The 15683-nt window shown below is 65.7% G+C and carries 12 protein-coding genes; 8 read left to right on the top strand and 4 right to left on the bottom strand.

Annotation, left to right across the window (positions count from 1 at the left end; translation table 11 throughout):
- Window positions 1-13: 13 nt before the first annotated feature.
- The gene (cobG, locus tag MTX34_RS12435; RefSeq protein WP_243609633.1) at window positions 14-1144 is read right to left on the bottom strand and encodes a precorrin-3B synthase; all 1131 of its coding nucleotides are present in this window, start codon (window positions 1142-1144) and stop codon (window positions 14-16) included.
- Between the two features lie 231 nt (window positions 1145-1375).
- Here cobG and cobN point away from each other — a divergent pair, with 231 nt between their 5' ends.
- The 3 genes from cobN to MTX34_RS12450 all read left to right on the top strand — a co-directional run bounded on the left by cobN (window position 1376) and on the right by MTX34_RS12450 (window position 5889).
- Entirely contained in the window at window positions 1376-4981 is a 3606-nt protein-coding gene (cobN, locus tag MTX34_RS12440; protein WP_243609634.1) for a cobaltochelatase subunit CobN, read from the top strand.
- 18 nt (window positions 4982-4999) lie between these two features.
- Window positions 5000-5380: a PPOX class F420-dependent oxidoreductase gene (locus tag MTX34_RS12445; protein ID WP_243593026.1), complete on the top strand. Its 381-nt coding sequence runs from the start codon at window positions 5000-5002 to the stop codon at window positions 5378-5380.
- Between the two features lie 83 nt (window positions 5381-5463).
- On the top strand, window positions 5464-5889 hold the full coding sequence (locus MTX34_RS12450) for a VOC family protein (protein ID WP_374639476.1): 426 nt from the start codon (window positions 5464-5466) through the stop codon (window positions 5887-5889).
- Between the two features lie 4 nt (window positions 5890-5893).
- Here MTX34_RS12450 and MTX34_RS12455 read toward each other — a convergent pair whose 3' ends face one another.
- Genes MTX34_RS12455 through MTX34_RS12465 form a run of 3 tightly spaced genes read right to left on the bottom strand, consistent with a single transcriptional unit; the run spans window position 5894 to window position 9569 of the window.
- The gene (locus MTX34_RS12455) at window positions 5894-7267 is read right to left on the bottom strand and encodes a metallopeptidase TldD-related protein (RefSeq protein ID WP_243609636.1); all 1374 of its coding nucleotides are present in this window, start codon (window positions 7265-7267) and stop codon (window positions 5894-5896) included.
- Window positions 7264-8790, bottom strand: a complete 1527-nt coding sequence (locus MTX34_RS12460) for a TldD/PmbA family protein (protein ID WP_243609637.1) — start codon at window positions 8788-8790, stop codon at window positions 7264-7266. Before MTX34_RS12460 ends, MTX34_RS12455 begins: the two co-directional genes overlap by 4 nt.
- A gap of 11 nt (window positions 8791-8801) precedes the next feature.
- Window positions 8802-9569, bottom strand: coding sequence for a TSUP family transporter (locus tag MTX34_RS12465; protein ID WP_243593022.1), 768 nt, complete (start codon window positions 9567-9569; stop codon window positions 8802-8804).
- 17 nt (window positions 9570-9586) lie between these two features.
- On the opposite strand from MTX34_RS12465, the gene MTX34_RS12470 reads away from it, so the two are divergent.
- The 5 genes from MTX34_RS12470 (at window position 9587) to lnt (ending at window position 15242) form a co-directional block, all read left to right on the top strand.
- On the top strand, window positions 9587-10747 hold the full coding sequence (locus MTX34_RS12470) for a sensor histidine kinase (RefSeq protein WP_243609638.1): 1161 nt from the start codon (window positions 9587-9589) through the stop codon (window positions 10745-10747).
- A 16-nt stretch (window positions 10748-10763) separates the two neighbouring features.
- On the top strand, window positions 10764-11420 hold the full coding sequence (locus MTX34_RS12475; protein WP_243609639.1) for a response regulator transcription factor: 657 nt from the start codon (window positions 10764-10766) through the stop codon (window positions 11418-11420).
- 81 nt (window positions 11421-11501) lie between these two features.
- The gene (locus MTX34_RS12480) at window positions 11502-12038 is read left to right on the top strand and encodes an FxsA family protein (RefSeq protein WP_243593019.1); all 537 of its coding nucleotides are present in this window, start codon (window positions 11502-11504) and stop codon (window positions 12036-12038) included.
- 17 nt (window positions 12039-12055) lie between these two features.
- Complete coding sequence (locus tag MTX34_RS12485; protein WP_243609640.1) at window positions 12056-13651, top strand: amidohydrolase; 1596 nt, start codon at window positions 12056-12058, stop codon at window positions 13649-13651.
- On the top strand, window positions 13641-15242 hold the full coding sequence (lnt, locus tag MTX34_RS12490) for an apolipoprotein N-acyltransferase (protein ID WP_243609641.1): 1602 nt from the start codon (window positions 13641-13643) through the stop codon (window positions 15240-15242). Before MTX34_RS12485 ends, lnt begins: the two co-directional genes overlap by 11 nt.
- Window positions 15243-15683: the final 441 nt, after the last annotated feature.

Below are 15683 nucleotides of genomic sequence, written 5' to 3' on the forward strand. Positions count from 1 at the left end.
CCGAGGCACCCACTCAGGACACGCGGTAGCCGATTCCCGTCGCGATGACGTCGGTCACCTCGCCCTTGGGTCGTCCGCAACGCCGTTCGCACCCGGACCAATGTTGCCGTTCGTCGCGCGGAGTCATCCGGGCATCGACTGCCGCGGAGAGGTCTGCTCGCACGTCGGCCAACGACTTCTCGCATCCCGGAGATCCGGTGCAGGCGCTCACCCGAATCCACGGCGACGCCGCGTCGAAGATCAGTCCCATCGGGGCGAGCACGCGGACGACCTGTTCGGCCGGTTCCTCGTCCACGTCGCAGACGATCAGCGAGCGCCACGGGGTCATGATCAGCGGGCGGTCGATGGCCGCGAGGAACTCGGCGAGCCGCGCCCCGAGAACGCCGTTGGCCAATCCCGCAGCCAGCGCCACCAGTCCGTCGTCCTGGTCGAGCCATCCGATCGGTGGCACCTCCACAGGTGCGGGCATCGGCAGGACGGGGCCGGCCGAGAGCCCGAGACGGTCCACGATCCGGGCCGGCCCGTCGTCCAATTCGGCCACCCGCCACTGGGACTGCCGCAGTTCGACGAAAGCACCCGCGCAGTTCAGCAGCGTGGACACGACACGGTCTCGGTCCACGCGAACGCCGCTGTCCCGGCCCGCCAACAGCACCGCGTAGGACCCGTCCGACTGGGCGTAGGCACCGAAATCCGGTTCGAGTCCGCACAGGTCGCCTCGGCCGTCGTCGAGTGCGAACAGTGTCCTCCCCGGCAGGTCCGCCAGATCGGGTCGCGCACACAGGCCCTCGTCCAATGCACCGACCAGCGCGCGCACATCGGTGAGACCTCCCAACCGGCCCGACAGGGGAGAGGCGAGGATGTTGCGCACCCGCTCGTGAGTCGATGACGGGAGCAACCCTGCGTCGGCCAACCTGCTCGCGAAGCCGTCCGGGTCCGACACCGCCCGCACCTGAATATTGCCCCGCGAGGTCAGCTCCAACGTGCCGTCGCCCAGCTCGGCTGCGGCCTGCGCCAGCACCTGCATCTGTTCCGGTGCCACGACGCCGCCGGGCAGCCGGATTCGCGCCAGCGGCCCGTCTGCGGCCAGGTGGGTCGTCAACGCTCCTGGGCAGCCGTCGGGCACCGACCTCTCTGGCGAACTCATGGTCACCAGGCTACAAGCGCAACGGGTGGCCCGATTCCACGCTCGCCCCGGTAGCATTCGATATCCACGGCTCCGGCCGAGAGGAAACCGGCGAGAATCCGGTACGGTCGCGCCACTGTGATGGCCCTCGGTCCTTCGGGACGGGGCAGAAGTCAGACCCTCTCACCGACGAACCGAAGAGAAGTTATACCGATCATCAGGGGCGCGAAACCCCCGAGGAGGGCGTTACCCGTGTTCTTGTTGCTGTCCACGTCGGACACCGATCTGCTCAGCGCCCGTGCCAGCGGAGCAGACTTCGCCTGGGGCAATCCATCGCGCCTGCTCGCCGAGGACATTCCGGCGATGGCCGAATCGGCCGAATTGATCATCGTGCGCATCCTGGGATCTCGGCGCTCGTGGGAGTCGGGGATCGACGCCGTCCTCGCCACCGGACTGCCGGTCGTCGTACTGGGCGGCGAACAGGCACCCGACGCGGACCTGATGGAGATCTCGACCGTGCCTGCCAACGTTGCCGCGCAGGCGCACAACTACTTGGCCGAGGGCGGATCCGACAACCTCCGTCAGCTGTACAACTTTCTCTCCGACACCGTGTTGCTGACCGGGAACGGTTTCGACGCGCCGCGGCACCTACCGACGTGGGGCCACCTCGAGCGCCACTCCACTCCGCACTCCGACGGTCCGACGGTGGCGATCCTGTATTACCGCGCCCAGCACCTGGCCGGAAACACGACGTACATCGATGCCCTCGCCGCCGCGGTGGAGAACGCCGGGGCCACCGCGCTTCCGATCTACTGCGCCTCGCTGCGTACCGCGGAGCCCGACCTCCTCGACACCCTGAAATCGGCGGACGCCCTGATCGTGACCGTTCTCGCGGCGGGAGGAACCAAACCGGCCGGGGCGTCGGCGGGCGGCGACGACGAGGCCTGGAACGTTGCCGAGCTGGCTGCGCTCGACGTACCGATCCTGCAGGGTCTGTGCCTGACGAGTTCGCGCGCGACGTGGGCCGAGAACGACGACGGACTGTCCCCACTGGACGTAGCCACGCAGGTTGCCGTGCCAGAGTTCGACGGCCGCCTCATCACGGTCCCGTTCTCGTTCAAGGAAATCGACGACGACGGTTTGACGACGTACGTCCCCGATCTCGAACGAGCCGCCCGGGTCGCAGGCATCGCCGTCCGGCACGCGCGGCTGCGGCACATTCCGGCAGCCGATCGCCGCATCGCCCTGATGTTCTCGGCGTACCCCACCAAGCATGCGCGAATAGGCAACGCCGTCGGCCTCGACACCCCGGCCAGCGCGATCGCGCTGATGTCGGACATGCGCACCGCCGGCTACGACCTCGGACCGATCGAGGGCCCGGATTCGGTGCCCGGTCTGGCTGCGCGCGACGGCGACGCGCTCATCCACGCGCTGATCGCCCGCGGCGGTCAGGATCCGAACTGGCTCACCGACGCCCAGCTCGAGGGCAACCCCATTCGCATCTCGGCGGCGCAGTACGGCCGGTGGTTCGAGCAGCTTCCCGCGGATCTGCGCGACGGCGTGATCGAGCATTGGGGCCCGGCACCCGGCGATCTCTATGTCGATCGATCTGCCGATCCGGCCGGTGAAATCGTCATCGCTGCCATGCAATTCGGCAATGTGGTCATCATGGTCCAACCGCCGCGCGGGTTCGGCGAAAAGCCGGTTGCGATCTATCACGACCCGGATCTGCCACCGAGCCATCACTATCTGGCGGCGTATCGGTGGATCTCGGCCACGCAGGCCGACGGCGGGTTCGGTGCAGACGCGATGGTGCACCTGGGCAAGCACGGCAATCTCGAATGGCTGCCCGGCAAGACGCTCGGGATGTCCGCTTCCTGCGGAACCGATGCGGCCTTGGGCGATCTGCCGCTCATCTATCCCTTCCTCGTCAACGATCCGGGCGAAGGCACGCAGGCCAAGCGGCGGGCGCACGCCACACTCGTCGATCACCTGATTCCGCCGATGGCGCGCGCCGAGAGCTACGGCGACATCTCGCGGCTCGAGCAATTGCTCGACGAGCACGCGAACATCTCGACACTCGATCCGGCCAAGCTGCCCGCGATCCGGCAGCAGATCTGGACCCTCATGACGGCGGCACAGATGCACAAGGACCTCGGACTGGAGGAGCGCCCCGACGAGGAAGTGTTCGACGACATGTTGCTCAACGTCGACGGGTGGCTGTGCGAGATCAAGGACGTGCAGATCCGCGACGGACTGCACATCCTGGGGCAGGAACCGGTCGGAGACGCCGAGGTCGAACTGGTTCTCGCAATGCTGCGGGCCCGGCAGATGTGGGGCGGGGAGCAGACGGTTCCCGGGCTGCGAGAAGCACTGGGGCTCAGCGAGGACGGCGACGAGGATCGCACCCGCGTCGACAGCATCGAGGCCGTCGCCCACGGATTGGTCGCTGCGATGCAGGCAACGCAGTGGGATCCCGCCGCGGCCGCGCGGGTGGCGGGCGAGCACGGCGCAGTGGTTGCGCAGATTCTCGAGTTCGCCGCAGCCGAGGTCGTCCCGCGACTGCGCGGGACTTCGCGCGAGATCGCTCAGGTACTGCACGCGCTCGACGGAGGTTTCATCGAGGCAGGGCCGAGTGGTTCACCGTTGCGCGGACTCATCAACGTGTTGCCCACGGGTCGCAACTTCTATTCCGTCGATCCGAAGGCCGTGCCGTCGAAGTTGGCGTGGGAGACCGGGCAGGCGATGGCGGAGTCCTTGCTCGCTCGCTACCGCCAGGATCACGGCGAATGGCCGAAATCCGTCGGGCTGTCGGTGTGGGGTACGTCGGCCATGCGGACCTCCGGCGACGACATCGCGGAGGTGTTCGCCCTGCTGGGAGTCTCGCCGGTGTGGGACGAGGCGTCGCGCCGGGTGACGCGGCTCCAGGTGATCGACCTCGCGGAGCTCGATCGCCCCCGTATCGACGTGACGGTCCGCATCAGTGGATTCTTCCGCGACGCGTTCCCCCACGTGCTCGCGTTGCTCGACGATGCGGTCCGTATGGTCGCCGCATTGGACGAGCCGGCCGATCAGAACTACGTGCGAGCGCATGCGCAGGCCGATCTCGCCGAGCACGGTGACGAACGGCGCTCCACCACACGCATTTTCGGCTCGAAGCCGGGCACGTACGGCGCCGGGTTGCTCCAGCTGATCGACAGCAAGACCTGGCGCAGCGACGACGACCTGGCGCAGGTCTACACCACCTGGGGCGGCTTCGCGTACGGCCGCGGTCTCGACGGCGTTCCGGCCTCGGACGACATGCGCACCGCCTACAAGCGCATTGCCGTCGCCGCAAAGAACACCGATACGCGTGAGCACGACATCGCCGACTCCGACGACTATTTCCAGTACCACGGCGGCATGGTCGCAACCGTGCGTGCGTTGACCGGAAAGTCGCCCGAGGCGTACATCGGTGACAGCACGCGGCCGGAATCGGTTCGCACGCGCACGCTCTCGGAAGAGACGGCGAGGGTCTTCCGCGCGCGGGTGGTGAACCCGCGGTGGCTCGAAGCGATGCGCAGGCACGGTTACAAGGGCGCATTCGAGATGGCGGCGACCGTGGACTACCTGTTCGGCTACGACGCGACGACCGACGTGGTGCAGGACTGGATGTACGAAAAGCTGGCCGAGACGTACGTGCTCGACGAGCAGAACAAGAAGTTCATGCAGCAGTCCAATCCGTGGGCGCTGCACGGTATCGCGGAGCGGCTACTCGAAGCGGCGGAGCGAAAGATGTGGGCCGAGCCGGACAAGCAGGTTCTCGACGGCTTGCGTCAGGTGTATCTGGAAACCGAGGGCGAGCTCGAAGGGGAGTAGCGACGTACTCTGAGCGGTATGGCTGCCACCTTCGAAGACATTGCCAAGGGCAAGTACGTACTGCTGACGACGTTCAAGAAGGACGGCACCGGGGTGCCGACCCCGCTGTGGGGTGCACTCGACGGGAATCGGCTGCTGGTGTGGACGGTGGCCGATTCATGGAAGGTCAAACGAATTCGGCGCAATTCCGCAGTCACCCTGGCGCCGTGCGACATGCGCGGTAACCCCAAGGGAGACGCGGTCGAGGCGCGGGCCGAGATACTCGACGCGGCCGAGACGGAGAAGGCCCGTGCAGCGATCGCGTCGAAGTACGGCATTCTCGGCTGGCTCACCGTCAAGGGGAGTGTGCTGCGCCGGGGCAAGAGCGGCTCCGTCGGGCTGGCGATCACCGCCGCCTGAGGCGAAGTCGGCACCATCACTCGTATGCGCAGTTCCGAATGCTTCATGAGGCAGCTTCCCCTGCTGCCGGAATGGAGCATCACGTGCCTATTGCAGTGACCGATTACAACCATGTTCGCCTCACCGTCAGCGACATCGACCGGTCCCGGTCGTTCTACGATTCGGTGTTCGGCTTCGACGTCGCGTACGCCTGGGATCCCGACGCGGACGAAGAGACCAAGGAGGCCCTCTGCTTCCTCTTCGGCGGCGTCATCTACAAGTTCGGCGGCGGCCTGCTGGGTCTGCGGCCGGTCGCACCGAGCGACGACACGTTCGCCGAGGACCGCTGCGGGCTCGATCACCTGAGCTTCACGGTGGACACCCGCGCCGCGCTCGAGGACGCAGTGAAGACACTCGACGAGTTGGGCATCGCGCACGAGGGCATCAAGGACGCAGGACCCGGACTGTCCATCCTGGAGTTCCGCGACCCCGACAACATTGCACTCGAGCTCTCCGGCCCCGACAAGTAAAGCACTACTGAGCAGCGCTGACCGACGACATGTGAAAGTCCGGGATGCGTAACGGCGGCATTGCTGTGCGGGTGAACCAGTCCTTCCACTCGCGCGGCAGTGTCGCCTCGGTTTTTCCCGCCTCGGTAACGCGTCGCAGCAGGTCCAGGGGGCTTTCGTTGAACCGGAAGTTGTTGACTGCGCCGATGATTCGACCGTCCTCGATGGCGTAGACACCGTCCCTGGTCAGGCCGGTGAGCAGCAGCGAGGTCGGATCGACCTCTCGGATGTACCAGAGTGTGGTCAGCAGCAGACCGCGCTCGGTTGCGGCGACCATGTCGTCCAGCCGGGTGTCGGTGCCGCCGGTCATGACGAGGTTGTCTCCCGGGACCGCAACGGGTGCGCCGAATCTCTGCGCTGCTGATCGCGGGTAGGACAGGGCCGCCACCGAACCGTCGCGCACCCAGTCGACGCGTTCGATGTCCATGCCGTTGTCGAACACCGATACCGAATCACTCGACGACCCGACCACCACGAACGGCACGTGCTCGAGTCCGGATTCGCGAGGATCGGAGTACAGCGTCAGCGGCAGTTCGGTGAGCTTCTCGCCGACGCGTGTTCCCCCTGCCCGCGAGAGTGCGGTGCGTCCCTCCTGCGCCCCGCGGCCTTCCATGGTCCACATCAGGTAGATCATGAGGTCGGCCACGGCCGACGGTGGCAGCAGTGTCTCGTAGCGACCGGCGGGCAGTTCGATGGTGTTTCGAGCCCAGCCGAGTCGAGTGGACAGCTCGGCCAACATGGTTCCGGTAGAGACGTCCTGGAAGTCGGTGGTTCCGGTGCCCACCCACGCGCTCGCCCCGGATCGCTTGCCGTTGATCTCGACCGAACCTGTGGGTTGAGTGAACGTACGACGAACACCGGTCGAGGTTCCGAGCCAGACGTTGTCGACGGTGTGCTGAGCGAACCCGTACAGCGCGTCATCGCCATCGAAGCCGACGTTCAATTCCGTTGCCAGCGAGCCGAACACGTCGATCGACGTGTGCGTCGCACTGCGGTCCCAGTCCTCCGAGCCGGAGGCAGCAACGACCGAATCCGGGGTCAGCAGCGGCATCGCGTCCTCGGCAGGCTCTGCCGACCGCGCTGCCGCTTCGCTCGCCCGAACCACGGCCGCAATGTCGTCCGGATCGACACTCGTCGACGACACGGTACCGACTCGAACGGTCGAGTCTCGCACGATGGAGACCACCTCCCATCGCCGGGAGGTCGCGATTCCGTTGGTGGTCATCGAGTTTCCGGCCCACCGCAGTGTTGCGTCGCTGGAGTCGGTGACGATCACGATGGTGTCGTCGACACTCGCGCAGGCGAGTGCACGTTCGATCACGAGCTGCGCGGCGATCATCGACCTGCCTCCGATCGGGTGTTCAGGACGTTGACTCCACGAAAGAGCGCGACCGGACAGCCGTGGCTGACCGCGGCCACCTGTCCGGGTTGGGCCTTACCGCAGTTGAATGCACCGCCGAGTCGCCAGGTGGACGCTCCGCCGAGCAGTGCCAGAGAGCCCCAGAATTCGGTGGTGGTCGCCTGGTACGCAACGTCGCGCACCTGGCCGTCGAGCACGCCGTTGCGGATGCGGTAGAAGCGTTGCCCGGTGAACTGGAAGTTGTAGCGCTGCATGTCGATGGACCAGCTTTTGTCGCCGACGACGTAGATGCCGTCCTCCACCTCGCCGATGACGTCGGCGGTGGACCGATCGGTGTCGGGGTCGGCCTGCAGCGACACGTTCGCCATCCGCTGGATCGGAACGTGATGCGGAGAATCGGCGTACGAACACCCGTTGGATCGCTCGAGCCCGAGTTTCGGTGCGAACACTCGATCGAGTTGGTAACCGACGAGTGTCCCGTCGCGCACCAGGTCCCATCTCTGCGACGCCACTCCGTCGTCGTCCCAGCCGATACTGGCCAGGCCGTTGATCTCGGTCCGATCGGCGGTGACGTGCATGATGGGCGATCCGTAGCGCAATGTCCCCAACTGATCAGGGGTTGCGAACGAGGTACCGGCGTAGGCGGCCTCGTACCCGATGGCCCGATCGTATTCCGTTGCGTGCCCGATCGACTCGTGAATGGTGAGCCACAGATTGCTGGGATCGATGACCAGATCGGTGGGTCCCGCCACGACGGTCGGTGCCTTCACCTTCTCGGCCAACCATTCGGGAATCCGGGCCAGCTCGTCGGCCCAGTCCCACGTGCTGTGCTCACCCAGATATTCCCAGCCCCGTCCGACGGGTGGCGCGAGCGTGCGCATGGTCTCGAACGCACCGGCGGATCGATCCACCGTGGTGGCCTCGAACTGCGGATGGAGTCGCACTCGCTGCTGCACGATGCTGCTGCCGGCCAGATCTGCGTAGAACGACTGTTCCTTGACCTGCAGCACCGAGGCGGTGACGTGGTCGACCCCGTCCGACGCGGCCAGCCGAGACGAATACTCCGCCAGCAGCGCCACCTTCTCGGTGGTGGGTACCGCGAACGGGTCGATCTCGTACTCGGACACCCACGTTGCATCCGAGTACACCGGCTCGGCAGCGAGTTCTACGTGCTCGCGGTTGAGCGATCTGAGGGCCGTCGCCACCTCGATTGCACTCCGGGCCGTGGCTGCGGCGGCCTCGGTGCCGAGTTCTGCGTGCGAGGCGAAACCCCAGGTGCCGTCGACCACCACCCGCACGGCGAGGCCGATCTCACCGGCATCGATGACGGATTGAACGGAGCCGTCGCGCAGCGAGATCGACTGAGTCGTCGAGCGCTGCACCCGAACGTCGGCATGTGTCGCACCTGCCGACCGTGCCGTGCTCAGCGCGGCATCCGCGAGGGCACGCAAGGGTAGAGCCAGGAAGTCTGCGTCGACCGACCGATCCGATTGTCTCGTCACGACTGCTGACGCTAGCCGAATTGCTGCCACCCGAGCCGAACGACCATCCCCACGACCACGACGAGCAGGACGATTCTCACGAATCCGGCACCGCGAGCGACCGCAGTCCGCGACCCGAGGACGGCACCGAAGACGTTGCACACCGCCATGGCCGCGCCCAGTTGCCAGTAGACGCTGCCGGTGACCGCGAAGAAGGCGAGAGCACCGACGTTGGATCCCACGTTGATCACCTTGGCCATCGCGGCACTGCGCACGAACTCGGTGCCGAGCATCGTGGCGAAGACGATGATGAGGAACGTTCCGGTGCCGGGCCCGAGGATACCGTCGTAGAAGCCGATTCCGGCGGCGGCCAGACCGATGACGATCAGCACTCTGCGATGGGTCGGCGGCGACGGTGCCGCGGTTCGACCGATGGTCGGGCGGCACGTCACCAGTATTGCCACGCCGACGAGAACGACCATGATGATAGGGATGAACAGCTCGCGGTCGATCAACGACACCGCGGCAGCGCCGAGCGCGGAGGTCACGGCCGCGAGCACACCGGCCGGCACCAGCACCGTCCAATTCAGCGTCACCTTCCGCGCAAAAGTGACGACGGCGGCGACGGTACCGAACACCGCGGTTGCCTTGTTGGTCGCCAGCGCTGCCTGCTGAGTCAGTTGCGGTGCGACGAGGAGGATTGCCGGCAACAGGATCAGGCCGCCTCCGCCCACCACTGCATCGACCCAACCGGCTGCGGTGGCAGCGACCAACAGCAGTCCCCAGTCGGCAGCAGTCATACGGCAAACTCAATCACATGCGTCGATTCAGTCTGTGGCTACGTGGGCAGCCCTTCGTGGCCGATGCTCTCCTGGCAGTCGGGCTGTTTCTCGTCGACATACTGGTGTTCGTCAGCTCGTCCGACGGTCTGAACGGACCGTTGTTTCTGGTGTTCTCGGTGGTGCTGACGCTTCCCGTCGCGTGGCGTCGGCGTCTGCCCCGCTCGATCGCGGCCGTGACTCTCGTCACGACCACTGCCTCCGACATCGCAGGCAGTATGGCGGGCGACGCGTACAACGGTCATCCGGCCGCGCTGGCCCTGCCGATCATGCTCTACACGCTGGTCGCATACGTCGGTCGGGCACAGGGCGGCGTCTATGCCGTCACCCTGGCTGCGTACACCGCCGCGAATCTGTTTCTGTTCGACCAACCGTTGTTCACGACACTGCTGTTCAGCGCGTTGATGTACGCATTGTCGTGGGTTGCGGCGGAATTTCTCGGGGCCCGCCGGGCCTACGACGAAGCGACTGAGGCTCGACTCGTCGTGGCCGAGTACGACAGAGACCGCCGCGCCGAAGAGGCGGTGATCATGGAGCGCACGCGCATCGCGCGAGAACTGCACGACGTCATCGCTCACGGAGTGAGCGTCATGGTCGTCCAGGCCGACGGCGCCTCGTACGCGATCAGGCGAAACCCCGAACGCGCGGAGCAGGCGGTTGCCAACATCTCGGCGACCGGTCGACTCGCGCTGTCCGAGTTGCGCAGGACCGTCGCGTTGCTGCGGACGTCACCCGACTCGGACGACATGCCCCAGTACGGCACCGCGGGCCTCGCTCGGGTCGTCGAGATGATGGGGCGAGCCGGATTGAACGTCGAGATCGAACAGACCGGGAACCTCGACGACATCAGTCCGGCGATCAGCCTGGGCGTGCACCGTCTGGTACAGGAATCGTTGACCAACGTTCTGCGCCACGCCGGCCACGCCCCACGCGCCATCGTGAAGGTCGTTCGCGAGGACGAGGCGGTCACCGTCGAGATATCCGACAACGGAACCGGTGGCGAACCGTCGTCGACGGCAGGCGGCGGACACGGATTGCTCGGTATGCGTGAGCGGGTCGCCGTATTGAACGGCACACTGTCCGCAGGCCGCACCCCACACGGCAATTGGCTCGTGCGGGCAACGCTGCCGATCGACTGAGTACTAGGTTGAGTCCGTGCCCATCACCGTTGTCGTCGTCGACGACCAGGAACTCATGCGTATGGGTTTGAACATGGTGCTCGAGGCACAGGACGACATCGAGGTGGTGGGGGAGGCATCCGACGGCGCAGCTGCTGTCGAGGCCGTGACCAGGCTGGCCCCGACGGTGGTGTTGATGGACATTCGTATGCCCGGCATCGATGGGGTCGCCGCCACCCGCACCATCACCGAATCCGGCTCCGAAGCACGCGTGCTGGTGATGACGACGTTCGACCTCGACGACAACGTCCTCGGTGCGCTTCGGGCGGGTGCCAGCGGATTCCTGCTCAAGGACACGCCCCCGGAGGATTTGATCTCCGCGATCCGCAGCGTGGCCGCAGGCGATGCCGTCGTCTCGCCCAAGGTCACCAAACGTTTGCTCTCGCGGTTCGTCGCCCAGTCCGAATCGATCGCCGATGCGTCGGTACTCGATGCCCTCACCGGGCGTGAACGCGAGGTCCTGGTGCACTTGGCAACGGGGCTGTCCAATGCCGAGATCGCCGCAGTCCTGCATCTGTCCGAGGCGACGATCAAGACCCATATCGGCCGAATCCTGACGAAGCTGGGTGTCCGCGACAGAGTCCAGGCCGTGGTTCTGGCCTACGAGACGGGTCTCGTGCGACCGGGTTCCTAGAGAATTTCCGGCAAACCGGGCACCTCGGGAGCGTTTCGGACTTCCCGCGCGTTGTACCGGTGAAGCGAAGAAAGGACCGTCATGCTCGCTCTGTTCGTCCTCTATGTCGTGGTCGAGGTCGCAGCGCTGGTCGCCGTGGGAAGCGCGATCGGTGTGCTCTGGACCGTCGTGCTGTTGATCGGCGGATCCCTGATCGGGTCACTGCTGGTGCGGTCGCAGGGCAGACGGGTGCTGGACGGGTTGCAGCGAGCATCGCGAGGCGAGCGGTCGGCCGGCGGCGCTGTTGCCGACGGCGCTCTGTTCGCCGCAGGGTCGGTCGCGATGTTCGTTCCGGGTCTGGTGACCACGGTTGTCGGATTGCTGTTGCTGATTCCGCCGACCAGGTGGCTACTACGCCCAGCGGTGATGTGGGCCGCCGCACGTTGGTTGCCGCAGGTTGCGACCGCGACGCGGCGCATGCGACCTACCGTCATCGACGGTGAGATCCTCGACGATCGCGTCGACGACAGCACTCGAGCACCGAATGCCTCCGGTTCTGCGCCGATCCTCGAAGGACAGGTGATCGAGGCCGACGGGTTCGATTCCGCTGCTGGGGATTTCCGGAAGCCACACCGGTAGGGGCAGACTGGTCGTTCGTGACCACCGAATTGTTCTGCGGCGGACGGATCTACAGTCCGACAGCTTCCGACGCCACCGCCATGGCCGTGACCGATGGAATCGTCAGTTGGATCGGTGAGGATCGAACCGGTCGAGCGCTCCACCCAGGAGTCCGCATCACCGACCTGGCCGGGTCCTTCGTGGCACCGGCGTTCGTCGATACTCACGTGCACGTCACCGATCTGGGTCTTTCGCTGATCGGTCTCAATCTCTCCGGCTGCACGTCGCTCGAACACTGCATGCGGGTGCTCGCCGACCATGCTTCGACGTCCTCGAACGCGCTGGTCTGGGGACACGGTTGGGACGAATCCGGGTGGCCCGAACAACGCGCACCGTCGACTGCCGACCTCGATGCGGCAGCGCCCGGGCGCCCGGTGTACCTCACTCGCATCGATTCGCATTCGGCTGCCGTTTCGACGCCCTTGCGCATCGCCGCGTCCGGTATCGAATCCACCGCAGGTTTTTCGGAACAATCTCCACTTACCGCCGCCGCACATCACCTCGCACGTCTGACGGCACGGTCGATGATGACAGCCGACACTCGGGATCGTGCTCGAACTGCTGCGCTCGACGTTGCTGCGGCGCAGGGAATCGTCGCAGTCCACGAATGCGCTGGTCCGATCGTGTCGGGTCTCGACGACTTCCGTGAACTGATGGCCACCGAACACGGAGTGGAGGTTCGCGGCTACTGGGGCGAACTGGTCGAGACGGCGGAGCAGGCGCGGCAACTGCTGGACGACACCGGTGCCCACGGGCTGGCCGGAGACATCTTCGTCGACGGCTCGCTCGGATCACGGACCGCATGGTTGTCGTCGCCGTACGCGGACGGCACCGGATCGGGCGAACCGTACGAGGACGTCGATGCGATCGCAGCACACATCTCGGCCTGCACCACGGCCGGAGTGCAGGCGGGTTTTCACGTCATCGGTGACGCGGCTGTCTCGGCCGCTGTCGCCGCCTTCGAGCAGGTGGTGGCTCGGCTGGGAACTCCTGCCGTAGCCGCCTGCGGCCATCGGCTCGAACATCTGGCCATGGTGGCACCCGAACAGGCCGACCGGTTGGCCTCGTGGGGTGTCATAGCCAGCATGCAACCGAGGTTCGACGCATTGTGGGGCGGTTCGGACGGACTGTATGCAGCGAGGCTCGGCACCGAGCGTGCTTCGGCGCTCCATCCGTTCGCCCGCCTGGCATCGGCGGGGGTGTCGCTCGCACTGGGATCGGATGCGCCGGTCACCCGTCTCGATCCGTGGGCGACGGTCAGAGCCGCGGTCAACCATCACACGCCTGGCAGTGCCATCTCGCCTCGGGCTGCCTTCTCGGCCGCGACCCGCGGAGCGTGGCGCGCGGGCGGAGTCCGAGACGGGTTGGCCGGCACGTTGGTGCCGGGAGCGCCCGCGTCCTTCGCGGTGTGGGAGGTCGACGAACTCGTTGTACGAGCTCCCAAGGACAGCGTGCAACGCTGGTCGACGGATCCGCGAGCGGGTGTGTCGCCGTTGCCGAGTCTCGACGTGACGTCCGCGAGCCCCCAGTGCTCGATGACGGTGCATCGTGGACAGGTCATCCATGAGAAGTGAGTCGGTTCCGACCGCTGTGACGGAGCGCTCGTCGGGGGAGAGGTTGCGCCGGGTAGCGGTGTCCACCGCGCTGTCCGTCGCCGGCGGTGGCCTGATCTTCGCCAGCTTTCCTCCGCGAACCCTGTGGTTCCTGGCACCAGTGGGCATCGCGATGCTGGCCGCAGTCCTGACCGGCTTCGGTGGGCGACGATCGGTGTCGCTCAAAGCCGGGTTCGGGTACGGCTTCGCCGCCGGTCTCGGGTTCTTCGTTCCGCTGCTGCCGTGGATCGGTGTCTACGTCGGTCCGATGCCGTGGCTGGCGCTCGCTGCCGCCGAGTCCGTCTTCGTCGGCTTGTTCGGCACTCTCGGTGTGCTGGCAGCACGAACTGCCTGGTGGCCGTTGTCGATGGCATTGGCCTGGAGTCTGACCGAATGGCTGCGATCCAGTGTTCCCTTCGGTGGCTTTCCGTGGGGCAGATTGGCTTTCGGTCAGCCCGAGGGCTGGTTGTTGCCCCTGGCGAGCATCGGTGGTGCACCGTTGCTCGGTTTCGGTGTGGCACTGACCGGAACCGGCATGGCTGCACTACTGCTGCTGGGCTCCCGATGGAACGGAATGCGTTCCGTCGTCGGACCGGTCGCTGCAACGACAGTCGCATCGATCGTGGCGCTGGCCGTGCTGCCGACTCTGCACAGCAACGACGCTCCGGAGGGTGACGAACGGACGGTGACGATCGCAGCCGTACAGGGCAGCGTTCCGCGGCTCGGTCTCGATTTCAATGCCCAGCGTCGCGCTGTACTGGACAATCACGTCAGCGAGACGATGGCGCTGGCCGCCGACGTCGATGCAGGTCGGCAGCCCGCGCCGGATCTCGTGGTGTGGCCCGAGAACGCGTCCGATATCGATCCGTTGAGAAACGCCGACGCTGCGACTCTCATCACACAGGCGTCCGTGGCTGTCGGAGCCCCGATCCTCGTCGGTACGGTTCTGGTCAATGCCGATGGCACGAACACGAATTCGGTTATTGCGTGGAACGGTACGGATGGGCCGGGTGAGCGGCACGACAAGACGATAATTCAACCGTTCGGCGAATACTTGCCATTCCGAAGCTTTTTTCGTTTGTTTTCGGAATATGCCGACCGAGCGGGTTATTTCGTCCCGGGGTCGGGAAACGGAGTGGTGAACGCCGCAGGAATAGCCGCGGGAATAGCGACGTGCTATGAGGTCGCATTCGATCGTGCGCTCGAGGAATCGGTCCGCTCTGGTGCCGAGTTCATTGCCATCCCCACCAACAACGCCACCTTCGGCGACACCGAAATGACCTACCAACAACTTGCGATGTCCAGAGTGCGCGCCGTCGAGCACGGGAGAACGGTCGTGGTGGCCGCCACCAGTGGCGTCAGCGCGATCGTGGCACCGGACGGCGGTGTCCTACAGCAGACGCCGCTCTTCACCGCTGATGTACTGGTTTCCAGTGTGGTCCTACGCCAATCGCTCACCGTCGCCACCAGGCTCGGCAGCGGATCGGAACTGGTGTTGTGTCTGGCCGCAGTCGTCGCGCTCGGCGCGACGGTTCTGGCCGGACGGCGCTCTTCTGCCGAAAACCGTCGGTGAGTCTGCAAATTCCGGCTTTTACGTATCCCGGAGTCCGATGCAGATCCCGCGGTGTTGTGGCGAACGCCGCGCGACGTCATTCGTTCGACCGAATAGGGCACGTTCGAGTGGCACTGGTGGTCACTTCTGTAACAGGCTGGAGATGATGGTCGATGATTTTTATGACTACCGCACAAAGGAATCTCACCGATGTTGTATCTTTGAAGGCCGCTGGAGGTGTTCGATGCCGAATTCGGGTGTGACTTCAGCGGATGGCCGACGGTATCGGCGTCGATGCAGTAGCGCACTGTCGACGTGAGCATTTCGAGCGTGCCATACGCCTGGCGGGAGGGGGAGTTCGTGTTGCACACGACGATGCAATCGACTGTCGGTAGCCGCCGGTTCTCCGATCTCACAGTTTGTTCTCTGCGGTGAAACCCGGCTGACTCCCCGTTTCAATCC

This window comes from Rhodococcus sp. ARC_M5 (assembly GCF_022810405.1).
Classification (GTDB): Bacteria; Actinomycetota; Actinomycetes; order Mycobacteriales; family Mycobacteriaceae; genus Rhodococcoides; species Rhodococcoides navarretei.

Excerpts from the sequence above, each read along its gene's own strand:
- cobG (WP_243609633.1), bottom strand. The coding sequence starts at position 1,144 with ATGAGTTCGCCAGAGAGGTCGGTGCCCGACGGCTGCCCAGGAGCGTTG.
- MTX34_RS12445 (WP_243593026.1), top strand. The coding sequence starts at position 5,000 with ATGGCTGCCACCTTCGAAGACATTGCCAAGGGCAAGTACGTACTGCTG.
- MTX34_RS12455 (WP_243609636.1), bottom strand. The coding sequence starts at position 7,267 with ATGATCGCCGCGCAGCTCGTGATCGAACGTGCACTCGCCTGCGCGAGT.
- MTX34_RS12465 (WP_243593022.1), bottom strand. The coding sequence starts at position 9,569 with ATGACTGCTGCCGACTGGGGACTGCTGTTGGTCGCTGCCACCGCAGCC.
- MTX34_RS12470 (WP_243609638.1), top strand. The coding sequence starts at position 9,587 with ATGCGTCGATTCAGTCTGTGGCTACGTGGGCAGCCCTTCGTGGCCGAT.
- MTX34_RS12480 (WP_243593019.1), top strand. The coding sequence starts at position 11,502 with ATGCTCGCTCTGTTCGTCCTCTATGTCGTGGTCGAGGTCGCAGCGCTG.
- lnt (WP_243609641.1), top strand. The coding sequence starts at position 13,641 with ATGAGAAGTGAGTCGGTTCCGACCGCTGTGACGGAGCGCTCGTCGGGG.